Origin of the sequence: Tumidithrix elongata BACA0141 (assembly GCF_036349135.1) — a bacterium.
Lineage (GTDB): Bacteria > Cyanobacteriota > Cyanobacteriia > Pseudanabaenales > Pseudanabaenaceae > Tumidithrix > Tumidithrix elongata.
Map to the genome: position 1 here is coordinate 1 of NZ_JAZBJZ010000054.1, position 19,686 is coordinate 19,686.

At 44.9% G+C, this 19,686-nt stretch carries 14 protein-coding genes; 3 read left to right on the plus strand and 11 right to left on the minus strand.

Annotated features, from left to right (window positions below; translation table 11 throughout):
* Window positions 1-384 precede the first annotated feature (384 nt).
* From V2H45_RS13920 to V2H45_RS13940, 5 genes are all read right to left on the minus strand, one after another.
* A complete protein-coding gene (locus V2H45_RS13920) occupies window positions 385-1,494 on the minus strand; it encodes an S-(hydroxymethyl)glutathione dehydrogenase/class III alcohol dehydrogenase (RefSeq protein ID WP_330484251.1) in 1,110 nt (369 codons plus the stop codon).
* Between the two features lie 84 nt (window positions 1,495-1,578).
* On the minus strand, window positions 1,579-2,940 hold the full coding sequence (rlmD, locus tag V2H45_RS13925) for a 23S rRNA (uracil(1939)-C(5))-methyltransferase RlmD (protein WP_330484252.1): 1,362 nt from the start codon (window positions 2,938-2,940) through the stop codon (window positions 1,579-1,581).
* A 125-nt stretch (window positions 2,941-3,065) separates the two neighbouring features.
* Window positions 3,066-4,028, minus strand: a complete 963-nt coding sequence (gene gshB / locus V2H45_RS13930) for a glutathione synthase (protein WP_330484253.1) — start codon at window positions 4,026-4,028, stop codon at window positions 3,066-3,068.
* 4 nt (window positions 4,029-4,032) lie between these two features.
* A complete protein-coding gene (locus V2H45_RS13935) occupies window positions 4,033-5,214 on the minus strand; it encodes a M23 family metallopeptidase (protein ID WP_330484254.1) in 1,182 nt (393 codons plus the stop codon).
* A gap of 104 nt (window positions 5,215-5,318) precedes the next feature.
* Window positions 5,319-6,056, minus strand: a complete 738-nt coding sequence (locus tag V2H45_RS13940; RefSeq protein WP_330484255.1) for a biotin--[acetyl-CoA-carboxylase] ligase — start codon at window positions 6,054-6,056, stop codon at window positions 5,319-5,321.
* 251 nt (window positions 6,057-6,307) lie between these two features.
* Between V2H45_RS13940 and V2H45_RS13945 the strand changes: the two genes are divergently transcribed.
* Window positions 6,308-6,721, plus strand: a complete 414-nt coding sequence (locus V2H45_RS13945; protein WP_330484256.1) for a DUF6006 family protein — start codon at window positions 6,308-6,310, stop codon at window positions 6,719-6,721.
* A 159-nt stretch (window positions 6,722-6,880) separates the two neighbouring features.
* On the opposite strand, the gene V2H45_RS13950 is transcribed toward V2H45_RS13945, so the two are convergent.
* From V2H45_RS13950 to V2H45_RS13965, 4 genes are all read right to left on the minus strand, one after another.
* The gene (locus V2H45_RS13950) at window positions 6,881-9,085 is read right to left on the minus strand and encodes a glycosyltransferase (protein ID WP_330484257.1); all 2,205 of its coding nucleotides are present in this window, start codon (window positions 9,083-9,085) and stop codon (window positions 6,881-6,883) included.
* Between the two features lie 21 nt (window positions 9,086-9,106).
* Window positions 9,107-10,414 (minus strand): hypothetical protein, encoded by a 1,308-nt coding sequence (locus V2H45_RS13955; protein WP_330484258.1) that lies wholly within the window; start codon window positions 10,412-10,414, stop codon window positions 9,107-9,109.
* A 6-nt stretch (window positions 10,415-10,420) separates the two neighbouring features.
* A complete protein-coding gene (locus V2H45_RS13960) occupies window positions 10,421-11,053 on the minus strand; it encodes a methyltransferase domain-containing protein (RefSeq protein ID WP_330484259.1) in 633 nt (210 codons plus the stop codon).
* A 110-nt stretch (window positions 11,054-11,163) separates the two neighbouring features.
* Complete coding sequence (locus V2H45_RS13965) at window positions 11,164-14,847, minus strand: FkbM family methyltransferase (protein ID WP_330484260.1); 3,684 nt, start codon at window positions 14,845-14,847, stop codon at window positions 11,164-11,166.
* 393 nt (window positions 14,848-15,240) lie between these two features.
* Here V2H45_RS13965 and V2H45_RS13970 point away from each other — a divergent pair, with 393 nt between their 5' ends.
* Window positions 15,241-15,741 (plus strand): tetratricopeptide repeat protein, encoded by a 501-nt coding sequence (locus tag V2H45_RS13970; RefSeq protein ID WP_330484261.1) that lies wholly within the window; start codon window positions 15,241-15,243, stop codon window positions 15,739-15,741.
* 132 nt (window positions 15,742-15,873) lie between these two features.
* Here the strand turns inward: V2H45_RS13970 and V2H45_RS13975 are convergent, their stop codons facing one another.
* Window positions 15,874-17,568 (minus strand): alpha/beta hydrolase, encoded by a 1,695-nt coding sequence (locus V2H45_RS13975; protein ID WP_330484262.1) that lies wholly within the window; start codon window positions 17,566-17,568, stop codon window positions 15,874-15,876.
* 68 nt (window positions 17,569-17,636) lie between these two features.
* Window positions 17,637-18,830 (minus strand): Holliday junction branch migration DNA helicase RuvB, encoded by a 1,194-nt coding sequence (gene ruvB, locus V2H45_RS13980; RefSeq protein ID WP_330484263.1) that lies wholly within the window; start codon window positions 18,828-18,830, stop codon window positions 17,637-17,639.
* Window positions 18,831-19,038: 208 nt separating this feature from the next.
* Here ruvB and V2H45_RS13985 point away from each other — a divergent pair, with 208 nt between their 5' ends.
* Window positions 19,039-19,611 (plus strand): hypothetical protein, encoded by a 573-nt coding sequence (locus V2H45_RS13985; RefSeq protein ID WP_330484264.1) that lies wholly within the window; start codon window positions 19,039-19,041, stop codon window positions 19,609-19,611.
* Window positions 19,612-19,686: the final 75 nt, after the last annotated feature.

Below are 19,686 nucleotides of genomic sequence, written 5' to 3' on the forward strand. Positions count from 1 at the left end.
TCCACCTCGCTCTAAAGAGACGAGGTTGCCAACATTGCCGAGAATTTCTGATGCAAGAGACCGAGATTTTCTGGGTTATCATCAACCGCTAAGATGGTGACTCGATCAAGTGAGATTGTACTCATAACTTAACCCTATTCCCCTGTGACTATAACAGTCTAACAAGAGATTAAACAACCTACCTTACTTAGGCATGTGCGACTAATTCCTGTAGAGTCCATACGCCTCAGTTTATTGACTTTCAGAAATTTACACAATATTTCTACATATCTATACTACAATTCTATCGCCATTTCTTGATTGCCTATATCAGGGTTTTCTCTGAGATTTATTTGAATTACCCAGCAAAACAAAGGGCGATCGCATCGCCCTCGATTCTCGCGACTAAAACGTTAAAACTGTGCGAATAGATTTGCCCTCGTGCATGAGGTCAAAGGCTTCATTCACTTTCTCGATCGGCATGGTGTAGGTAATTAAATCGTCAATATTGATTTTGCCATCCATGTACCAATCCACAATTTTTGGAACATCTGTGCGACCTCTAGCACCACCAAAGGCAGAGCCTTTCCAAACTCTACCTGTGACAAGTTGAAAGGGACGGGTACTAATTTCTTGACCTGCACCAGCAACGCCAATAATTACGCTCATTCCCCAGCCCTTGTGACAGCATTCCAAAGCTTGACGCATGACATTCACATTACCGATGCACTCAAAGCTATAATCTGCACCGCCTTTGGTCAGGTCAACCAAATAGGGAACCAGATCGCCTTCCACTTCTAAAGGATTGACAAAGTGGGTCATGCCAAACTTCTCAGCCAGCGATCGCCGATTGGGATTGAGGTCTACTCCTATAATCATATCTGCGCCCGCTAAACGCGCACCCTGAATCACATTTAGCCCAATCCCCCCCAGACCGAATACGACCACATTTGCACCAGGTTCGACCTTGGCGGTATTGATCACGGCGCCGACACCCGTGGTGACGCCACAACCGATATAGCAAACCTTATCAAAGGGAGCGTCTTCGCGAATCTTCGCCACGGCAATTTCTGGAAGTACCGTATAGTTCGCAAAAGTGGAAGTTCCCATATAGTGATGGATCATCTTGCCATCAATGGAAAATCGGCTCGTGCCATCGGGCATGAGTCCGCGTCCTTGGGTTGTGCGAATTGCTTGACAGAGATTGGTTTTCTGGCTGAGGCAAAATTTACATTGACGACATTCGGGCGTATAGAGAGGAATCACATGATCGCCGACCTTAAGACTGGTGACCCCTGCGCCTACTTCCACGACCACACCTGCGCCTTCATGCCCTAAGATCGTCGGAAATAATCCTTCAGGATCGGCTCCAGACAAGGTGAAGGCATCGGTATGACAAACCCCTGTCGCCTTGATCTCAATAAGCACTTCTCCTGCTTGGGGCGGCTGGAGTTGAACCGTTTCAATTTTTAGGGGTTGACCCGCAGCAAAGGCGATCGCGGCTTTAACATCCATATAGCGCTCCTCATGATCGAAAATCTGTTCTATTATCAACTTTTCCCAGAACCAGCGGCAAAGATTTTAGAATCTTTACTGGAATCAGTTCTTTGTCAGGAATGTTACGCTTTCCACATGGGAAGTCTGAGGAAAGAAATCAAAGGGTTGAATCCGCGTAATCCGATAGGCATTATCCGCACAAAGCAGGTTTAGATCTCGGGCGAGGGTGGCGGGATTACAACTGACATAGGCGATCTGCTGGGAGGGATGGCTGTGTAAATGGGCGATCGCACTAGGTTCGCAGCCTTTGCGCGGTGGATCTAAGATCGTAATATCAGGCTGAATCTCTAGGGTGGGTAGGAGGTCTTCCACTTTTCCTGTGAGAAATTGAATATTATCAATACCATTCATCTGGGCGTTGAGTATTGCCTGTTGTGTCGCTTGGGGCTGAATTTCGATCGCGATTACCTGTTTAACCGATTGCGCCAAAGGTAGAGAAATCGTACCAATTCCCGCATAGGCATCTAAGAGAAGCTCGTGCCCTTGTAAGCCAAGCTCCTCTTGAATTACAGACACCATCGCTTCGGCCTGTTCCGTATAAACCTGAAAGAAGGTATCTGCCCTCAATTGGAATGTCAGTCCCGCGAACCTTTCTTCGACAAAATCGCGACCTGCTATACAACGGGTTTCAGCACCAAAGATGGTATTGGTGCGAATGGAATTATGGTTGAGCATTACACCAACCAGTTGGGGATATTTTTCTAGCCATGCGTTGGCTTGCTCTTCGAGTCCTGGCACATCCCATGAGGTGGAAATCAGCGTTAAGAGAACTTGTCCTGTTTGCCGCCCAATTCGCAAACTAAAGTGGCGCAATAGACCTCGATGGTACTGCTCGTCATAAATGAGCCAACCCTGCTTTTGAATGTCTAGTTTGACATTTTCCAAGAAAAGATCGAGGCGCCGATCTTGGACAGGACATTGATTGAGATTGACCAGCTTATGGCTGCCCTTTTGGTAATAGCCTGCTCTGACTTTGCCCTCTTGGGTTTTATCGAGTGGATAGGTAACTTTGTTGCGATAGTGCAAATCCGAAGGCGCACCAATAATTGGATCCATCCAACCAGCGATCGCTTCGGGATCGAATTTACCAATGCGCTGTAATGCCTGAGCTACTTGATTTTGTTTGATCTGGAGCTGAAAGTCATAACTCACCACCTGCCATTGGCAACCACCACATTTATCAGCAACAATGCAGGCAGCGCGAATTCGATGGGGCGAAGGAGCGAGAATTTTGGTGAGGCTGGCGTTAGCGTAACTATGCTTGACTTTGACGAGTTTCGCCTCAATGCGATCGCCTGGTACGGTATCTGGCACAAATACCACTAACGCTTCGTGACGACCGACTCCATCTCCACTATCTGCTAGGTCGGTAATTTCAAGCGATATGGTTTGTCCTTGTTGCATCTGTCTTCTTAACTCTTTGCTAGTGAAAGTCGTGTCTAACTCTATCATTCTAACGACATCGGAATGAAGCGTTGCGTTGTCCTAACACATGCAATTAGCCTGCGACGCTGGGGGATGCTATAAAATTATCGCTGTGCTGCCAACCAATCCATGACGCGATCGCCCAATCTCACCCCATCAAGGCGATCGATTTCTCTCAGACCCGTTGGACTTGTGACATTCACTTCTGTGAGATAGCCACCAATCACATCAATCCCCACAAACACCAGTCCATCTTGGCGCAGTGTGGGCGCGAGTTTGGCACAAATTTCTTTTTCTTTTTTGCTAATCTTGCTCTTCACGGCATTTCCGCCTGCTGCCATATTGCCGCGAAACTCACCCGAGCGGGGGACGCGATTGACTGCTCCGATCGGTTCGCCGTTTAAGAGAATAATCCGCTTGTCTCCCTCTTGGGCAGCAGGCAGATAGGCTTGCACCATAATCGGCGTTGTGCCAAATTTCGTACTCATCTCGATCAGAGAGTTTAAGTTGCGATCGCCCTGCTGCGCGAATAGAATCCCTTCTCCACCCTTGCCATCTAAAGGCTTTAGAATCGCTTCGGTTTTGGAGGCGACAAACTTGCGAATGACTTCCTTATCGCTGGTGACGATCGTTTCAGGCACCACATCCTGAAATTGCAGGGCGTAGACTTTCTCATTTGCCGAGCGAATTCCTGCGGGAGAATTTACAACAAGGGTTTGCTTCGGATCGACGTAATCCAGAATGTAGGTTGCATAAATGTAGTTGACCGTAACAGGGGGATCGGGGCGCATCCACACAACCTGCATTGTTTCAAGCGCTTGAAACTTACCTGTCTTAAGCTCGTACCAAGGATGAGGCGCGACCCATTTACCATCCACCAGTTCGACGGGATGAACCACAACGGGTTGTAACAACGCCCAAGCTTTACCCCCAATTACACTGAGAGATTCCACATTGGTGACGAATACCTCATACCCCCTGTGACAAGCAGCTTCCATTAAGGTGACGCTCGTATCATGGGTGGGGTCTAGTTTTGCGATCGGGTCAATAATAAACGCTAATTTCATCCGTTCATCCCTTTGCGGTTTTACCGAAAAGTCTAGTCATCCCCAGAATATCAATCACAGGCTTCTTCGTTCCAAGTTTATTAATACTAGGTTTGGCATTGATACTAGGTTTAATACTAGGTTTGACACTTTCAGGATTATTGAGCTGTGCTAGGTAAGTATTCAACCGTTCTAAAGCCAAAATTAAATGGGGAGTAGGATCCATGACTGTCCATTCTCCTCTGATTCTCTCCCATAGCTCAAAGTGGAGGTGGGGACCAGTAGAGAAGCCAGTCGTGCCCACCAGACCAATCACAGTGCCCTGTTTGACAACTTGACCGGGTTTGACAAATACTTCCGAAAGGTGAGCGTAGCGAGTTTCGTGGGTATCCCCATGGGAAATCACAACCGCCAGACCATAACCACCTAGCCATCCAGAAATTTCCACCTTACCGCTATAGGCTGCGACTACGGGAGTTCCTTCTGCGGCGGCGATATCTGTGCCTTGATGGAACTTTACGGCTTGGGTAATTGGGTGTACGCGATAGCCAAACGAGGAACTAATAATCGCTGGAATCGATAAAGGGAAAAGCATGCGCTTATCACCATTGCTGGGCACGCTCATGGACTCAATTTCAGCCCTTGTCAGCTTCCGTACCTGTACCACGGGTTCCCCCGTGGATGAGTAGATTAAGTTGGTGGGCGCATTTCTGGCAATCTCAACTTCGGGAGCGCATAAATTGGCTTGACGACTACCTAGATCCTGACCTCTGGCTTGACAGCCCGATTTACGGCTTTCAAATACAATCTCAACATTCCCTGAGTTGCTACTACCTGAGGCTGGTTTCGTGGCTGAAGATTGTGGTTGACGCGATTGGATCTCAACCATGGCAGGCTCAGAGGTTGCGCCTCTCGTATTGCCCTGAGTATTGCCTTGGGTATTGCTACGAGTACTAGAGCTACTGGTTTGAATCTCGATCGCAGGGGTAGACCTGTCAATTTGAGGCTGTGGTGCTGCTACTGGCTCTGGGGCAACTCTTGGCGCTGGATTTGGGGCAGTGACTTCTGGGGAAATTGCCGATTTTTTAGCTGCTTGGGCGTCACTAAGTCCTGTGACGAGCATGACATTTCCACTCATGGAAAGGCAAAGGCTGAGCAGAGATAGTTTTAGCAGTGATTTTTGGGGCATCTTCCTAAGTTGTTTCATGGGTTAGTTTCGGAGATGGGGGTTTTAGGTCAAGTTTTTTAGGTATGACGGTTTGATTGCCTAGCCCTTGAATAAACCTAGAGTAAACCTAGTGCTTACCTTTGTTAACCTAGCGAATGATAACCTAGCGAAAATGTACTAGGTCTGTAAATCGAAGGCTGCGAACTGCCCTCCCATATTACGACAAGATCGCCAGTTGTTGTAATGTCGGAAATGTAACCTTTATGTTCCCGTCCTAGGTGCTGGGTTGTAATCGCTCGCTCGCTGAGTAATGTAACATAGTCCGACAAAATTGGCTCGATCCCCTCACGGGCAAAGCGATCGCGTCCTTGCATCACCCCAGCCCAAACAAGCTCTGTCAAGCGATCGAGGTCGGTAATATTCGTGGCTAAATCTGACAAAGCGATCGCACCATCGGGCACATTGTTTAACCAATTAATCCCGATCCCGATCACGGCATCGGTGACAACGCCAGCCTCTATTCTGGTTTCTGTGAGAATGCCACCCAGTTTACGTCCATCGACAAGCAGGTCGTTGAGCCATTTGATCCGTACATTTGCCCCAGTGGTATTCAGAGCCGTCGCAATGCCCCACGCACTCCACAGGGTAATTTGACTGGCGTGGGTTGCCGAAATATTGGGCTGCACAATTACCGATAAATACAAACCGCCTAAATCGGATTGCCAAGTATGTCCGCGCTGTCCGCGTCCCTTGGTTTGCTGTTTGGCAGCGATCGCCGTTCCCTCTAACTGCTTAGTGGTATCAGAAGCGCGATCGAGCCACCGCCACGCCTCGCTATTGGTCGAATCTACTCGCTCGTGATGAATGATTTGCGATCGCATTATGAATTCATGAAAGACTACTGAGGAAAGATACTTCCCATATTCCAAAAGTATAACCCTGAGCTTCGTTTCGTTCGGTAGAAGTTGTTATTGAGAAAAGGTGAAGCTCCCAACGAGTGGAGCTACTCTTTTGTGAGTGATTTGTTTGATAGGGGTGCGATCGCGATCGCTAGAAAATGCGATCTCTGTCATCTCAAGCTTTGAAAATTGGCATCAGAATACATACATTCAGGCTTTAAGAGGGTTTTACAATGTATAAACAGTTTTTCATGAAATTTGCCTTAATTCCCTTGAGTTTATTTTTGGCATCAGGTCAGGCGATCGCTTCCCAAGTAGCAACTGAGTGGTATTTTGGCAGATGGAATTGCAACATTGATGGGCGATCTGCTCGTATGCAGTGGTCTGTGGTCAACGATCCGCAGACAAATTGTTCGGGGGGTGTTTGTTCGACGACATCGGGCGTGCGCATTGTAGGACGCTTTAGCGATAATGGTAGCGCTTGGGTTCCGCTTGCAAAACAGCGATCGAGCAGTACCACATTGAATATCCGATACTTGGGAGCAGAGCAAGATAATTGGTTCCTAAGATACGATCGCAGCAGCAATATTGCGAATGGCTGGACAACTTGGCGCGGCAACCGCTACTCGTTGCGTTGCTGGCGATAAGCAAACCCTATACCCCTTGGCTATTGGTGCGTTGTATTTCCTACTAACTGGCGCAATAATCTGAATTTGGAACCGCTGACACCTATGTACTGTATTTCTCATAAGAGAGACCCTGCAATAAATCGGGTAAAGCATCCAAAAAATGTGAGTTGAGAATACCTAGCGTTTGACAACTACCAACTCCATTTCAATTTGCTTCGCAACATTATTAAATTGCTTCAAAATTTGTAGCATCTCTGCTCCCCCAACCTTACCAGCGATAAATTGAGAACGCCAAGGTTCGTCTAGGTCGTAGCACCAACGCACAAGCTCAAAATTGACATCGAGATAAAGTCCCAAGGGCGAGTTTGCCGCCTTGACAGCAATCCAATCGCGATTCTGAGTTTGTGAAAACAGCATCAGCCCTTCTGGTGTAACCGCTCGGACATGAGTGGGGTCATTCATAAAGTCATCATGGCGTGGATGGGGCACATTGATATAAATTCTTGCATTGGGTTTACAAATACGATAAAGCTCTTTAAAGATGCCGAAATAGATATCTGGGGTAGCACCAAGATGCTCCAAAACATGTTTTAGTACGACTTCACCCACACTATTATCAGACCATTGCCAAGGAAAGACTTCTAAGTCAGCTCGTAAATCTGGATTGCCAAACTTATCGACATTGATAAACCCCTCAAGATGGTTTTCCCCGCAACCCAAATTTAGTTTGATACCTATGTCGTCTGACAAAGAATGTGCAATATGTGAAGTATTGACATAACTGATTTTGCCTTGGCGCTGATAGGCTTTTGCAAGTTCCCCTAGAACTTCAGGTCGATCCGATTCGATTAACAGGCATTTGTAAAAGCAAGCGATCGCTTCATCAATTTGCCCCACATTCAAATGCAAATTACCCAAAGCAAAAAGATTGGCGATATCTTCAGGTGCATTTGCATAGATATATTGACGTACTAACCATGCCTTATCAAAATCTCCTTGAGCTTCTCGCTGTTTCGCTTCAGTATTTAAGGTCGCGATTAATTCGGCAGTCCATTGTTCCGATTCCTCCATCGTACCTTCTGAGATTGCAGAGAACCAAACCATTTGGGCATCTTCTTCTCTTTTGAGCAGTAATAAAGTCAAGCCTAAATGCCAGTAGTTGGATTTGATCTGCGGATCGTTGGCGATCGCCTGCTCGTAAAATTCGACCTCATCTTCTAGCTTTTGCAAGGCATGAAGCATCGTTACTTGCCGGTTCTCAGTCAGTGCCATCAGCCATTTGCTCCATTCCGTAGCCCGCACAGACCAAGTACAAGACCGATTGATGTAATCCACCTGTTGTCTCAGTTGGGATTCGATCTCAATAGGTTGCTCTGTCCTCGATTCACTTTGCAAGCTGCCAAGAAATTGCACCGAAGCATTCACAAATTGCCCTTTATAAACTGTCCAATCTCCTACCTCAATGAGTTCGGCAAAGCCATGGGTAGTTTCAGGTAAAGCTCCCAAATTACTCGTGATTACCTTACAGCCACTGGCGATCGCTTCCATTACCGCAATACAAGAAGTCTCAGCAAAGGTATTTGGATAGGCCAAGACTGAAACTGATTTCAGAGCTTTGGCAAGTTCAGGCTGAGGGAGAGAACCAATATACTCCACCCCTTCTGTATTATGACAACGGTCATAAAGATCGCCAAACTGTTCCCGATCGATTGCCTCTGATGCCTGATACACTCTCATACTGGAGAAAATCTGCAATCTTGCCTTAGGGATGGCTTTGCGGATTTCGGGAAAGACTTCTAAGAGAATATCTAAACCACGAAATGGAGTACTCGTATAAGCAAGAATCGGCATTTTAGATTTCTGATTGAGAATGCTTACATCTTGCTCAAAAAGGTTGGTGAATACAGGTGCGATCGCATTGCGAAAAACAGCGATGCGATCGGGCGGGATGCCAAAGCAGTGACAGTATTCTTGACGTTGCCACTCACTTACACAGATAATCGCATCGTAAATGTCACATTCCGTCCGATCTTGCAAAGGCTGCATAGCTGGCTGATTTGTGTCATGCTGTGTCCAAAGTACAAGGCAAGTTTGTTCTCCAAGTTGCGATCGTAGGGTTTTACTATATCCTGTTGAATTCAGCGCGATCGCTACGTCTAGACTTTGTAGAAGTTCCCTCGGTACTTGATTTAAATTGAGACAGGTAACTCCCCTAGACATCCCTATATCTAATGTTTGATTTAGCAAAAACACTTCATGATTTTGCTGACTTAGGGCTTCTGCGAGATAACACAATGCTGATTGCGAACCGCCTAACGGTCTTTGGTAAGCACTTTCAACCCGATAGTTCCAATCAACTGTATCAACAAATGCAATTTTCATAGTGAATGCGTTCAGAGCAATTTATACGATTTCTGGGGATGGTAAGTTATTTGCGCCAACATCGATTACCGCCAAATAATTTTCATGAGTCATCTTGATATACCATTGAACTTGAGATAACAAGGCATTCCATTGGCTTTTACTCAAATCTCTAACTGGAGAAATGGCAGCGATGTTATCCACTTCGATTTCTAAATCCTCTTCATATAAAAGCTGCATCATCGCATAGGACAAAAAATCATCAAATTCTTCAGTACTGATATCACAAGCGTGAATGAGTAAGGTAATATCACTTTGTTCGGGTTGTTGAAGAATATTTCTGATAATTTCTGCGATCTCAAGTAATAAGATATCTTCGGGTTGTTGCCAGTCAGGAAAAATAATTAAGTTAATATCTCTTAGGTTTAGCTCCTGTCTCAAACTTTGGGCAAGGAAATGATTCTTTAATAAAGTCCCTGCTTTACTTTCATATCTCAGACTAACTTCTGCAACATCTCCATCCGTGGTTGCAAGATTTAACCATCTATGCTTCTTTACAGTTAAATGCACAATACCAATAGGAGTATGGGGTAAGTATCTCTCTACGAGGCAATTTTGCTGTTTATGCCAAAGGGGCAAATCAAAACCAAACCAATGACATTGCCAGTTGCACCATTCTGGGAGCAACTCAGTGTGTTTCAAAAGATCGAATTCGTAAATCGCCCAATTCAGAGCAATTTGGTCGGAGTAAAGCGTAACCTGATTTTTTAAAATCAAAGCAAGACAATCTGTCCAAACCTGCCAATGGGGAGCTTCTCTATGCAAAGCAAATACCCCTGCATTAATGGTGGGGTAGGTAAAGAGCTTCTCTGCCAATTCTTCACCTAAGTGAGCATGCAAATTTTGGTAATGCCCTTGATATAGATTTTTTAGATGCCCATACTGACCTAAATTATATCTACTAGCATCATGCACGATCGCCAATCCTTTTTGCTCGGCTCCCTGAAGGAATAACTCCACTGACGACCATGTTTGCACCCAAGCATCCGCATCAATCCAACAATAAATATCGAATCCGGGGAAGTATCTAGGTAGAAAAGGCCTTGCAATCAAGCCTTTGAGATAAATTGGAGCATCTGACCCTTGTAAAAAATCAAAATCCCAATCAGGCATTTTGATCACATCCACCCATTCACGCAACCACTTCAGTTGCTCAGGTGTACAGCCCAAATCAAAAAATCCCAGAAACGCATTCTGCCCATCAACTTTTTCACGAATAGATAGAATCGTCCCTTGGGCTAACTCAAAAAAGTTAGCATCAGACCCAGTAATGATTATGTAAGATTTCATTGAATTTCAGGCAACAGGAAAGCCATAATTAAGTGCTATTAGTAGAGCGTCTTCTGTGGATCTTGCGATCGATTCCATTAGCCATTCTTGGTAAGATTTAGGGAAATTAAAATCTTGATCGGATTGGAGAAAGTTAACTTCAAATGAATCATTCCAGAAGAAGTATGTATTCCAGTACAGGGGTGAAGAGTTAAGAAGTTCTATGATTTCATCTTCCACCTCCATTAAATTAAAATGCTCAATGATTGGATATTTGGGCAGAAAAGTAAGTTTGCCATCATGAACCCAGACAACATAACGATGATGAACGTAGCCTCTCCAATTTGGCGAGTCTGCATCGACCCCACGAGAGCACTCAGCTAGCGGTGAAGGAGTCTCAATATATCCAGCTTTCGCAACTCGTGCCATCTCTTCACAGACCCATAAAGGATTATAAATATCTTCAAGAACATGGCGACAATAGATAAAGTCCACACTCTTATCTTCATATGGAAGTCGATCTTTGTTTATGTCTAAACAATGAACTCTTATATCAGATATAGATAACTGTCCATCTTTCCAATCAATAAACTCTGTTGCAGGAGGGAAGGGGCTGTATCCTGGTCCAATCTCTACGACTAATGGCTTTCCTGATGCCATAGAGATGACTTTCTGCATCATTAACTCGTAGGGCTGCCAATAATGATTTTGGAGCTTTTGGACGATCGTTGTGGGTTTTGGGCGCATATAAACAATAGGGTGATTTCTACTTACTCAAGATTTTGCTTGAAATTTTTATCCAACAGTTCCTCAAATATTGCGTACATATCTGTAGCAAATTTTTTAGGATTCCATAGGGGCGATAGGGTTTCAGGTTGCTTCGATCTCGCTAAATGCGCTCGAATCGAATTTCGCAGTTCCCGATCTAATCCAAGTTTAACGCCCCACTCGATATATTCTTGCCAATTCCACGCAATTCCTGCCTGGATGTTGAGGGTTTGCAAAAATGAGTAGCCAAATCTAGCAAAAAATTGATCGCCCGCAATTGTAACGATAGGTAAATTTAGCCACATGGCTTCTAAGCTATGGGTACAGCTATTGTAAGGATGCGAATCAAGTAAAACGTCAGCCAGTAGATAGGTAGAGCGATGGGCTTCTTCTGTTTTGGCACGGGGTGGTAAAAATTTAATCCGATCGCTTGTCACTCCTAATAAATCACATTCCTGTTGATACACTCCTCGAACAATCTCCGCATCGCCCTTGCCTTTACATAAAAGTATACTTTGGGGAACTTGCCGTAAAATCTGTACTGCGGCATGTGCTACGGCTCGATTAAATTTATGTCCTGCTGTAATCGATAAATAGACAATTTGATCGGGAGCGATGCCCAACGATCGCCTCGCAACCTCTCGATCGATCAGATCGTGCTTTAAGTCTGTAACCGCCAAATAGGAATCAGGCATTCTGATTATATGTTCTAAGTAGTAGCGATCGCAGGCTTCAGGAATCAGGTGGCGATCGCAAAGGAAATAATTTTGCTCAGAGAGAAAGGGAGCTTCTAAACCCGGCCAAGATACACAAATAGGTGCAGGATGGTAGTTGAGAACTTCAGCACTCACAACATTCATCATCGAATCAAGCTCTATCATGATATCGACTTCATCTTTTAAAAGTTCGGCTGTGACGAGTTTACCAATTTCCTGTACGGTAGAGGCATCAGAGCGATAGTATTTCGCAGCAATCTGCTCAAATTTAGTCGTTAAATCGTCATCTCTATACTTACCTGTATCGTAGAGATAAAGATGCGGCGTAAGTTTTGCCAACTCCTCAATAAAATTTCCACAACACCAAGCCGTAGCATGACGGCGAAAACTGCGGGAAAGAATCCCAATTTTTAGCTTTCTCTGGCTGATGTCTGGGGGGAATCTACTTGAGCATGCCTGAACTAGGGCAGGGTCTTGATTGGGCTTAAGTACATGGTTTACATAGCGTTCGCCAACCTGTCGAAAAAACTTTGTATTTGCAGCGCGATCGTCTCTCAGGAATAAAACAAAAAACAGAAGCTCGCCATACAGATTTGCAATGTCTGCCTGAGTTAGATTGTCAAGATCTCGATAGAAATCCTTTTCAAGCGCGAGAAACTTATCTAAAGCAACTTGATGATTGCCTGACATTAGATTGCTTCTAATCACCTTTGTAATCGGAGAAATCCACTCTTGATTCACCCCGTTTTGCAAACGCAGCCGTTCGGATAGATTGGCATACTGGTCTGTGATTTGCCGCCATAGTTTGTAGAATGGCTCGCCTAGATCGGTCTTTCCGATCAAAATCAAAATTAAATTATTGTAAGCATCTATGAATTCAGGATTGAGGTTAATCGCAGTTTGATAGCTCTCAATTGCCTGCTCTAATTGGTTTTTCCGAAAAAAGATATTACCGAGTTCGTAATAAGCACCTGCATGATTGGGTTGCAGGGTCGTCACAGCTTGATAGTAAGGAATTGCCTCATCAAGTCTTCCAAGAGCAACAAAGGCGTCAGCAAGATTCGCATAGGCTAAGGCATCCTTGGGCTTAATTTTCAGTGCTTGCTGATATTCGGTGATCGCTTCTTCGACCCTACCTAACTTTCTTAAAAGTACGCCCAAATTTCTATACGCTTCAGCAAAACTTGGATCGATTTGAATTGCTTGTCGCAAATGGATTGTGGCGGATTCGAGTTGCGATCGCCTTTCTAGAATATAAGCCAAATTTACATAGGGTTTTGGGAAGTTCGGTTGAATCGCAATTGCTTTCTGGTATTGTGCCATCGCTCGATCTTCATTCCCTTGCCGTAATTCCATATTGCCCAAACAAAAGTAAACCTCGGCATAGTTAGGATTTAGTTTTAGAGCTTGGTTGTAACAAGCGATCGCTTCATCGGTTCGAGCGATCTCAGCATAGATACTACCTAATAAATAGGGATAGCGCGCAACATGAGGATTCTCTGTTTGCAAAGCGCAGTAATAGGAAACACATGCATCGGCAAATTCATCAATCAATGGCTGAATGGGTTCTGGCTCTTCCTTGGTTTCAGAACTTAGATTGGAGGCAAGCTCAACCAGCTTTTTTAGCACCGTAGAAAGAAGAATGGGAGGGCTAAGATCGAAATGAGTTAACGGTTCGCAAGTAAGCAGTTCGATCGCCTGTTCGAGATGGATGTCATTGGCTGGGACAAACTGTTTGATTTCTATGGAAGCCAGAATTAATTTTAGAAGATTATTTAAATCTTCGGGATTATTCTCGCAAATGTGATGACGGATTAACCAGACTACCTCAAAATCAGCGATCGCCTCACGGTTTTGCGCTTCAGCCTCTAAGATTTGCGTGAGTTCTATTAGCGCAGATTCTAATTGTTCGGGTGACATATCCGAGACAGCAGATAGCCATACCATTTGAGCCTCTTCTACTTCCCCTTGTAAAAGTAATGCTAATCCAAGATGCCAATAATTTGATTTGAGGTCTGGGTTGGTAGCGATCGCCTGCTGGTAAAACTCGATGCTTCGTTCTAATCCCTCGTAAATCCCACCATTCTCTTGGAAATCAGCGTTTGTAGACTTCTCTGAATTCACAGGACGAGAAGACTTATACCAATTTGGATCTACGGCTTCGACCCAATGAACCTTTCTCTCAACTAGCTCATTAAAATCCTTGACTTTTTGTAAGAAACTCGGACGTTCGTGCTGCTCTCTGGGAATGCAAAGCACATTATAGTCTCCAATTCCTTGCGTGATATCTATGGTTGCCCCATTGAAGTTATTAGGGTTAAACCGTCTCGTACAGAACCAGTAGCAGTCATATTCTAGATCGTGCAGTAGATCAATTAAGGCATTGCCTTTGTCTTTGCGATCGTTCTCAACAAATAAAAAGGGTCTAAATTTTGAGATCAGATGCTTCGCACCTTGAATGACATTAGCCTCCATTCCTTCAACGTCAATTTTAATTAGCTTGAGCTTAGTAAGGCTACCGATTATTTCTAATGAATCAAGACTTCTTAGAGCAATCTTCTCCCCAAACGCATAACTTCCTAAGGACAATCCACCATAATTGCCTTTTGTGTCATAGTTTTGAGAAGGAACATAAATCTCACCATCCATATCCCCAACGGCATCATGATAGAGATAGGCATTGGTCAGATTATTTATTGCCATATTGCCACACAGCATTTGATAGAGAACTCTTTGCGGCTCAAACCCGATGACCTTTCCCGTATTGCCAACAAACTGACATAGTGGAATTGTATGCGTGCCAATGTTGCAGCCCACTTCAATGACATCATCACCAACTTCCAGAATGGATAAAAACAGAGAAACTTCTAAATCAGCCCATTCCCCATAGAAATTGACAAAATCACTGATAAAGTCGTAGTGCAGGAGTACGATCTTGCCCCACTTGTAATCTCGAATGTAGGTTCTCATGCTTGTAGGGATAACAGATTGAACGAGAAATTCCCAAAATTAGGAAAAAATAGCTTAATAGGTTTAAGGTTTCCCCATACGATCTTGAAAACCGTCGATCTTGAAAACCTTGAATAATATATTGAGCTATCCAAATTAAGTTTGCCCTTAATGATAGCTTTGCCAGTCAATTTCTTTAAAGCAATTACGAAAAGCTTGTCTAGATTGCGATTAGTATGAATCCCCTAGCGGCTAAAGGATCGACTGCACGTTAGGTTTAAGTTGGTGTCACGATCTGCCACAACCATTTCCTGCGATCGCAATCACAAATCAAAGACGATACCAGTCACCTCACCATGAATTTTTTCCGAGTAAATTGAGTTTATGGTCGAAAGATGTTGAGAGGAAAAGGCGATGAATGTTAATAAGATCTTAGGAATGTTTAAGTTTGCGGCTGTTTACCGTGGTCTAGGTATTGTGAAGATCAAAACAGAAAACTATGACGGTGCGATCGCTGATTTTTCAGAAGCTATTCGGCTTAGCCCCAAATATTCTGGAGCTTATATCGATCGCGGCTATGCCAAGGAAGCGTTAGGGGACTATAAAGGCGCGATCGCCGATTTTACTGAAGCAATCCAACTTGACTCCAATGATGCGGGTGCCTATATCGATCGCGGCTATGCCAAATCCGAACTAGGCGACTATGAAGGCGCGATCGCCGATTTTACTGAAGTGATTCGTCTCGAACCCAACGATGCCTACGCCTTTAACTCCCGTGGGTATGCAAAATATCAATTGGGGGACAAAATCGGGGCGATCGCAGATTACAACGAGGCAACGCGGCTGTTTAAGCAACAGGGGCAAAAGGATAATTATCATTTGCTTGTCACCCTAATTGATAATTTAAGCAGTTGAGATCGCAGCGCTCATGATTTAAATACGACAGGATAATGAAAATTTGCTAACAAAACTGCGATCGCAGATTCTCCCTTAAAAGTGGTTCGCTTAGAAGCGATGACAACACGACTGGAAGAAGGGTCTCAGAAGCTAAGGCTCGCCAACCAGCATTTTTTGAAATTGTGCCTCGGTTAAAGAATTCAGAACATTCACCTTGTTGGGATCTTTGGTGGTGGCGATCGCGTAGGAAGCCTGCAAGAAAGGACGATACTCAGGACGATGGGCTAGATGGGTTTCTAGCATAGCTAGATAGAAAATGCGATCGTACTCGTCTAGAGCGTCCACGTCTTGCGAGGGAATAAACAAAGCGATCGATGGGGCTAAGGTGCGAAGGAAAGATTTAACATCGAATACATGACCTACTCCCTTCGCGAGCAAAAGATAGCGATCGGAATTTTTGAGCCAAGTAAAAGGTTCCACCTGTTCGAGCACGATCGGCGCGACGGCATCATCACTACTGGCAAAGATCGCCACAGGAATTTCGATCTTACTCAATCCCGATGCTCCTAAAATACTGCTATCAATGGGATTGACGACAATGGCTAACTTAACGCGATCGTCCTTAAAATTATAGGCTTCACGGGGCAGTTTTAAAGCTTCGCACTGTACGAGCAGAGAGGCATTTGTACCGTTAAAGCCCTTCGTACATTCTTTGGTCAGTTGCTCGAAATCAATTGTTGCCCCAGCCACCATCAAAGCGGTGTATCCCCCAAAGGAATGCCCCATCACTGCCACTTGCTGAAGGTTAATGCGATCGGGATAGCGCCTTCCCATCTCATCTAAGATAAAGCGAATGTCTAGGGGGCGATCGACAAATTCATTCACATCAAAGACTTCTTTTTTATAGCCTCTGAGTAAATTCTCTACTTGCACGGAATCACTACCAGGATGCTGCGGTACGGCAGCCACAAACCCATAGGAAGCAAAATGTTTGGCTAGATCGGCAAAATGTTGGCGATTAGAAGCCAATCCGTGGGATAGAACCACCACGGGTGCAGGTGCAGAGAGTCCCTGTGGTAAGTAGAAATCCACTACCAAAGAGCGATTGCGGCGGCTATCTTTTAAGGTAACGGTTTCTACTTTATAAGAGAATTTACCGGACTGTCCGAGGTTTTGCGCCTGTAATTTCACAAGATCGATCGCTGGCTCTGATTGGGCTTGCAGCGCAGACAATTTTCCAATCGCGGCGATCGCACCATTTGTCTGCTTTACCAACTTCTCGATTTTTGAGGCAGTTGTAAAGATTTCATCGGAGTTGAGGCGAATTTCATCTGTGGGGAAAAATTTCAAAAAGTTGACAGCCGTTAATCCCTCTGGATCGGAAGCAGCCAAGATCAAGGCAGCGCGAATGGCGATACTTCCATTCTGTTTGTTTCCTGCCAGAATATGTTCGCCCATGTAGTCGAGAATTTGCACCCCAACCGAGGAATAAAAGAATTGAGCGACCTGAAGAGGCTTAACATCGGCTCTGAAATTCAGGTAATCTCGAATATATTTTCTGTCTTCATTCGTGGCAATGCGACTCAGATAGGATTCCAACTCATCTCCAACTTTTCCTTCTTTGGCAAATGTGGCTAGCTCGCGAACGGATATGCCCAAGTCGAGGGGGCCAAATGAGACTTTAATCCGTTCTGCTGCATGTACGGGTAGTGTAACGCAGGAAATTGGAATCAAGCTGAGAAGGAGAGAGCCAAATAAATTTCGCCAGCTCATGTTAAATTCTGAGATCTTGTCTTTTGCGACGCTCTTGGCTGACCTTTGCGTACCTAGCCAACTAGAAACCATATTTTTTTCGCAATAAAGTCACTTAACTCTAACACAGAAGCTTTTACACTTCCAAATTTGCCAGTTTTTTAGAACTTCAATTCAGTTTGAGCTGCGTAGCCGAGATGTCGCCATGCGGCGGCAGTCGCCACACGTCCTCTAGGGGTGCGATTGATATAACCAATTTGCAAAAGATAGGGTTCGTAAACATCTTCTATCGTTTGCGTATCTTCACCCGTAGCCGCCGCCATCGTGTCTAGACCGACGGGCCCACCGTTAAAGTTCTCAATCATCACCGTCAGTAATTTGCGATCGATCCAATCCAATCCCTTGGGATCGACGTTAAAGAGTTCCAATGCTGCCTCGGCGATCGCTTCGGTAATTTCCCCATTGGCTTTGACTTCAGCATAGTCGCGCACGCGTTTGAGCAAACGGTTAGCAATTCGAGGTGTGCCCCGCGATCGCGCTGCAATGGCGGCAGCTCCCAATTCGTCAATGGGGGTTTGCATGATTTGGGCGCTACGCAATACGATCTGGGCAAGTTCGTCTACCTCATAGAACCGCAGATGCTGCACAAAGCCAAAGCGATCGCGAAGCGGTGAAGACAAAGCCCCAATGCGAGTAGTTGCCCCCACCAAGGTGAATTTTGGTAATGGCAAACTGCGAATTCTTGCCGATTGTCCTTTTCCAATTGTGATATCGAGGCGATAGTCCTCCATGGCAGGATAGAGAATCTCTTCGGTAACGTGAGGCAAGCGATGGATTTCGTCAATAAATAGAATATCTCCAGCTTGCAGCGAAACGAGTAAGCCTGCCACATCACGGGGACGTTCTAGGGCTGGGGCAGAGGTAATTTTGCACTGTACGCCCATTTCTTGCGCAATAATCAAGGCTAACGAAGTCTTTCCCAAACCCGCAGAGCCATAAAATAAAAGGTGATCGAGCGCAGAAGAACGAGATTTAGCCGCTGCGATCGCGATGTGCAGAAGTTCTTTGAGATCTTTTTGCCCGATATATTCCGCAAGGCTTTGAGGGCGAATACCGATCTCAACCGAAGCAGGCGTTGATTCGGCAAGTTTCTCTTCGGGATTGGCAACGGCTTGTAATAGGTCGAGTGACTTTTGCTCTGGCTCATTTTGGGAAGGAGCCTGTTGCGACTTGTTTGAGGAAGGTTTAGAGACACCCGTTCCAGAGGCATTGGAACCCCTAGCTGCACCGCGATTTGGTGGTGTGTTGTCTTTATCCCCTTTTTGATTACCACCACTAGAAGAAATAATTGCCATAGGTGTCTTTACTCATTGTGTGCGTGAAATCTCTTTGCTTTAATCTTTAAATCACACCTGCTAGTCTGTTTGCCAATATCGCTGTTGCTTGTACGTCTATCTTACCGAACTGCCCTCACAAACAGTCAAAGCACTTCTCTTAATAACAAACAGAATAGTAGTACAAGCAATCAATTATTTCCCTTTGGTAATCACAAAATAGCGATCTATGACCTTTCAATCTACGCAAAATCCCACCGATACTCTCAGCTTTGAGCAAGCGATCGCTTACACCGAAAAACTTCTAAACCATACAGAGCTTACTGATGCTGATTTGCAGGCTGAAATTACGAACTTAGTAGCCACTGAGAATGGGGCAAGAGGCTTTTTTGTTTGTTATCTCACAGGTGATTGGCAACTGGCAGATCGTCCCAGTGAGGGAATTATTCGGGCTTTGCAAGCTGTGCCTGAGCCGGGCGCGGAATTATTGGTCAAAAATTTGGCAATGTCTACGGCAATGGCGATCGCCCATCGACGCATGGACAATGAAACCCAAGCCCAAGGTTCCGATCGCGTGGCAAAACGCACAGCTCATTTGATGACATTGCTTAATCTTGATGAAATCGATCGGCTGGCTAAGTTGATGTATGCCTCAGCTCAAGCCCATGAAGTCCAAACGGGTAGTGGTCGGGATCATGGTCAGGTTGATGACGATAAATATAGTGCTTTCCTGAAAAAATGGGGCTACGATCGCGAGCAAAAAGATGCCATTCAAACCGCGATCGCGGCAATTTTTAGATAAAGTTTGCATGAAATTCACGCAGCAATTTACAATTAGATCGCTTGAGGGCTTAAGCGAATGGAGATATGTGCATAT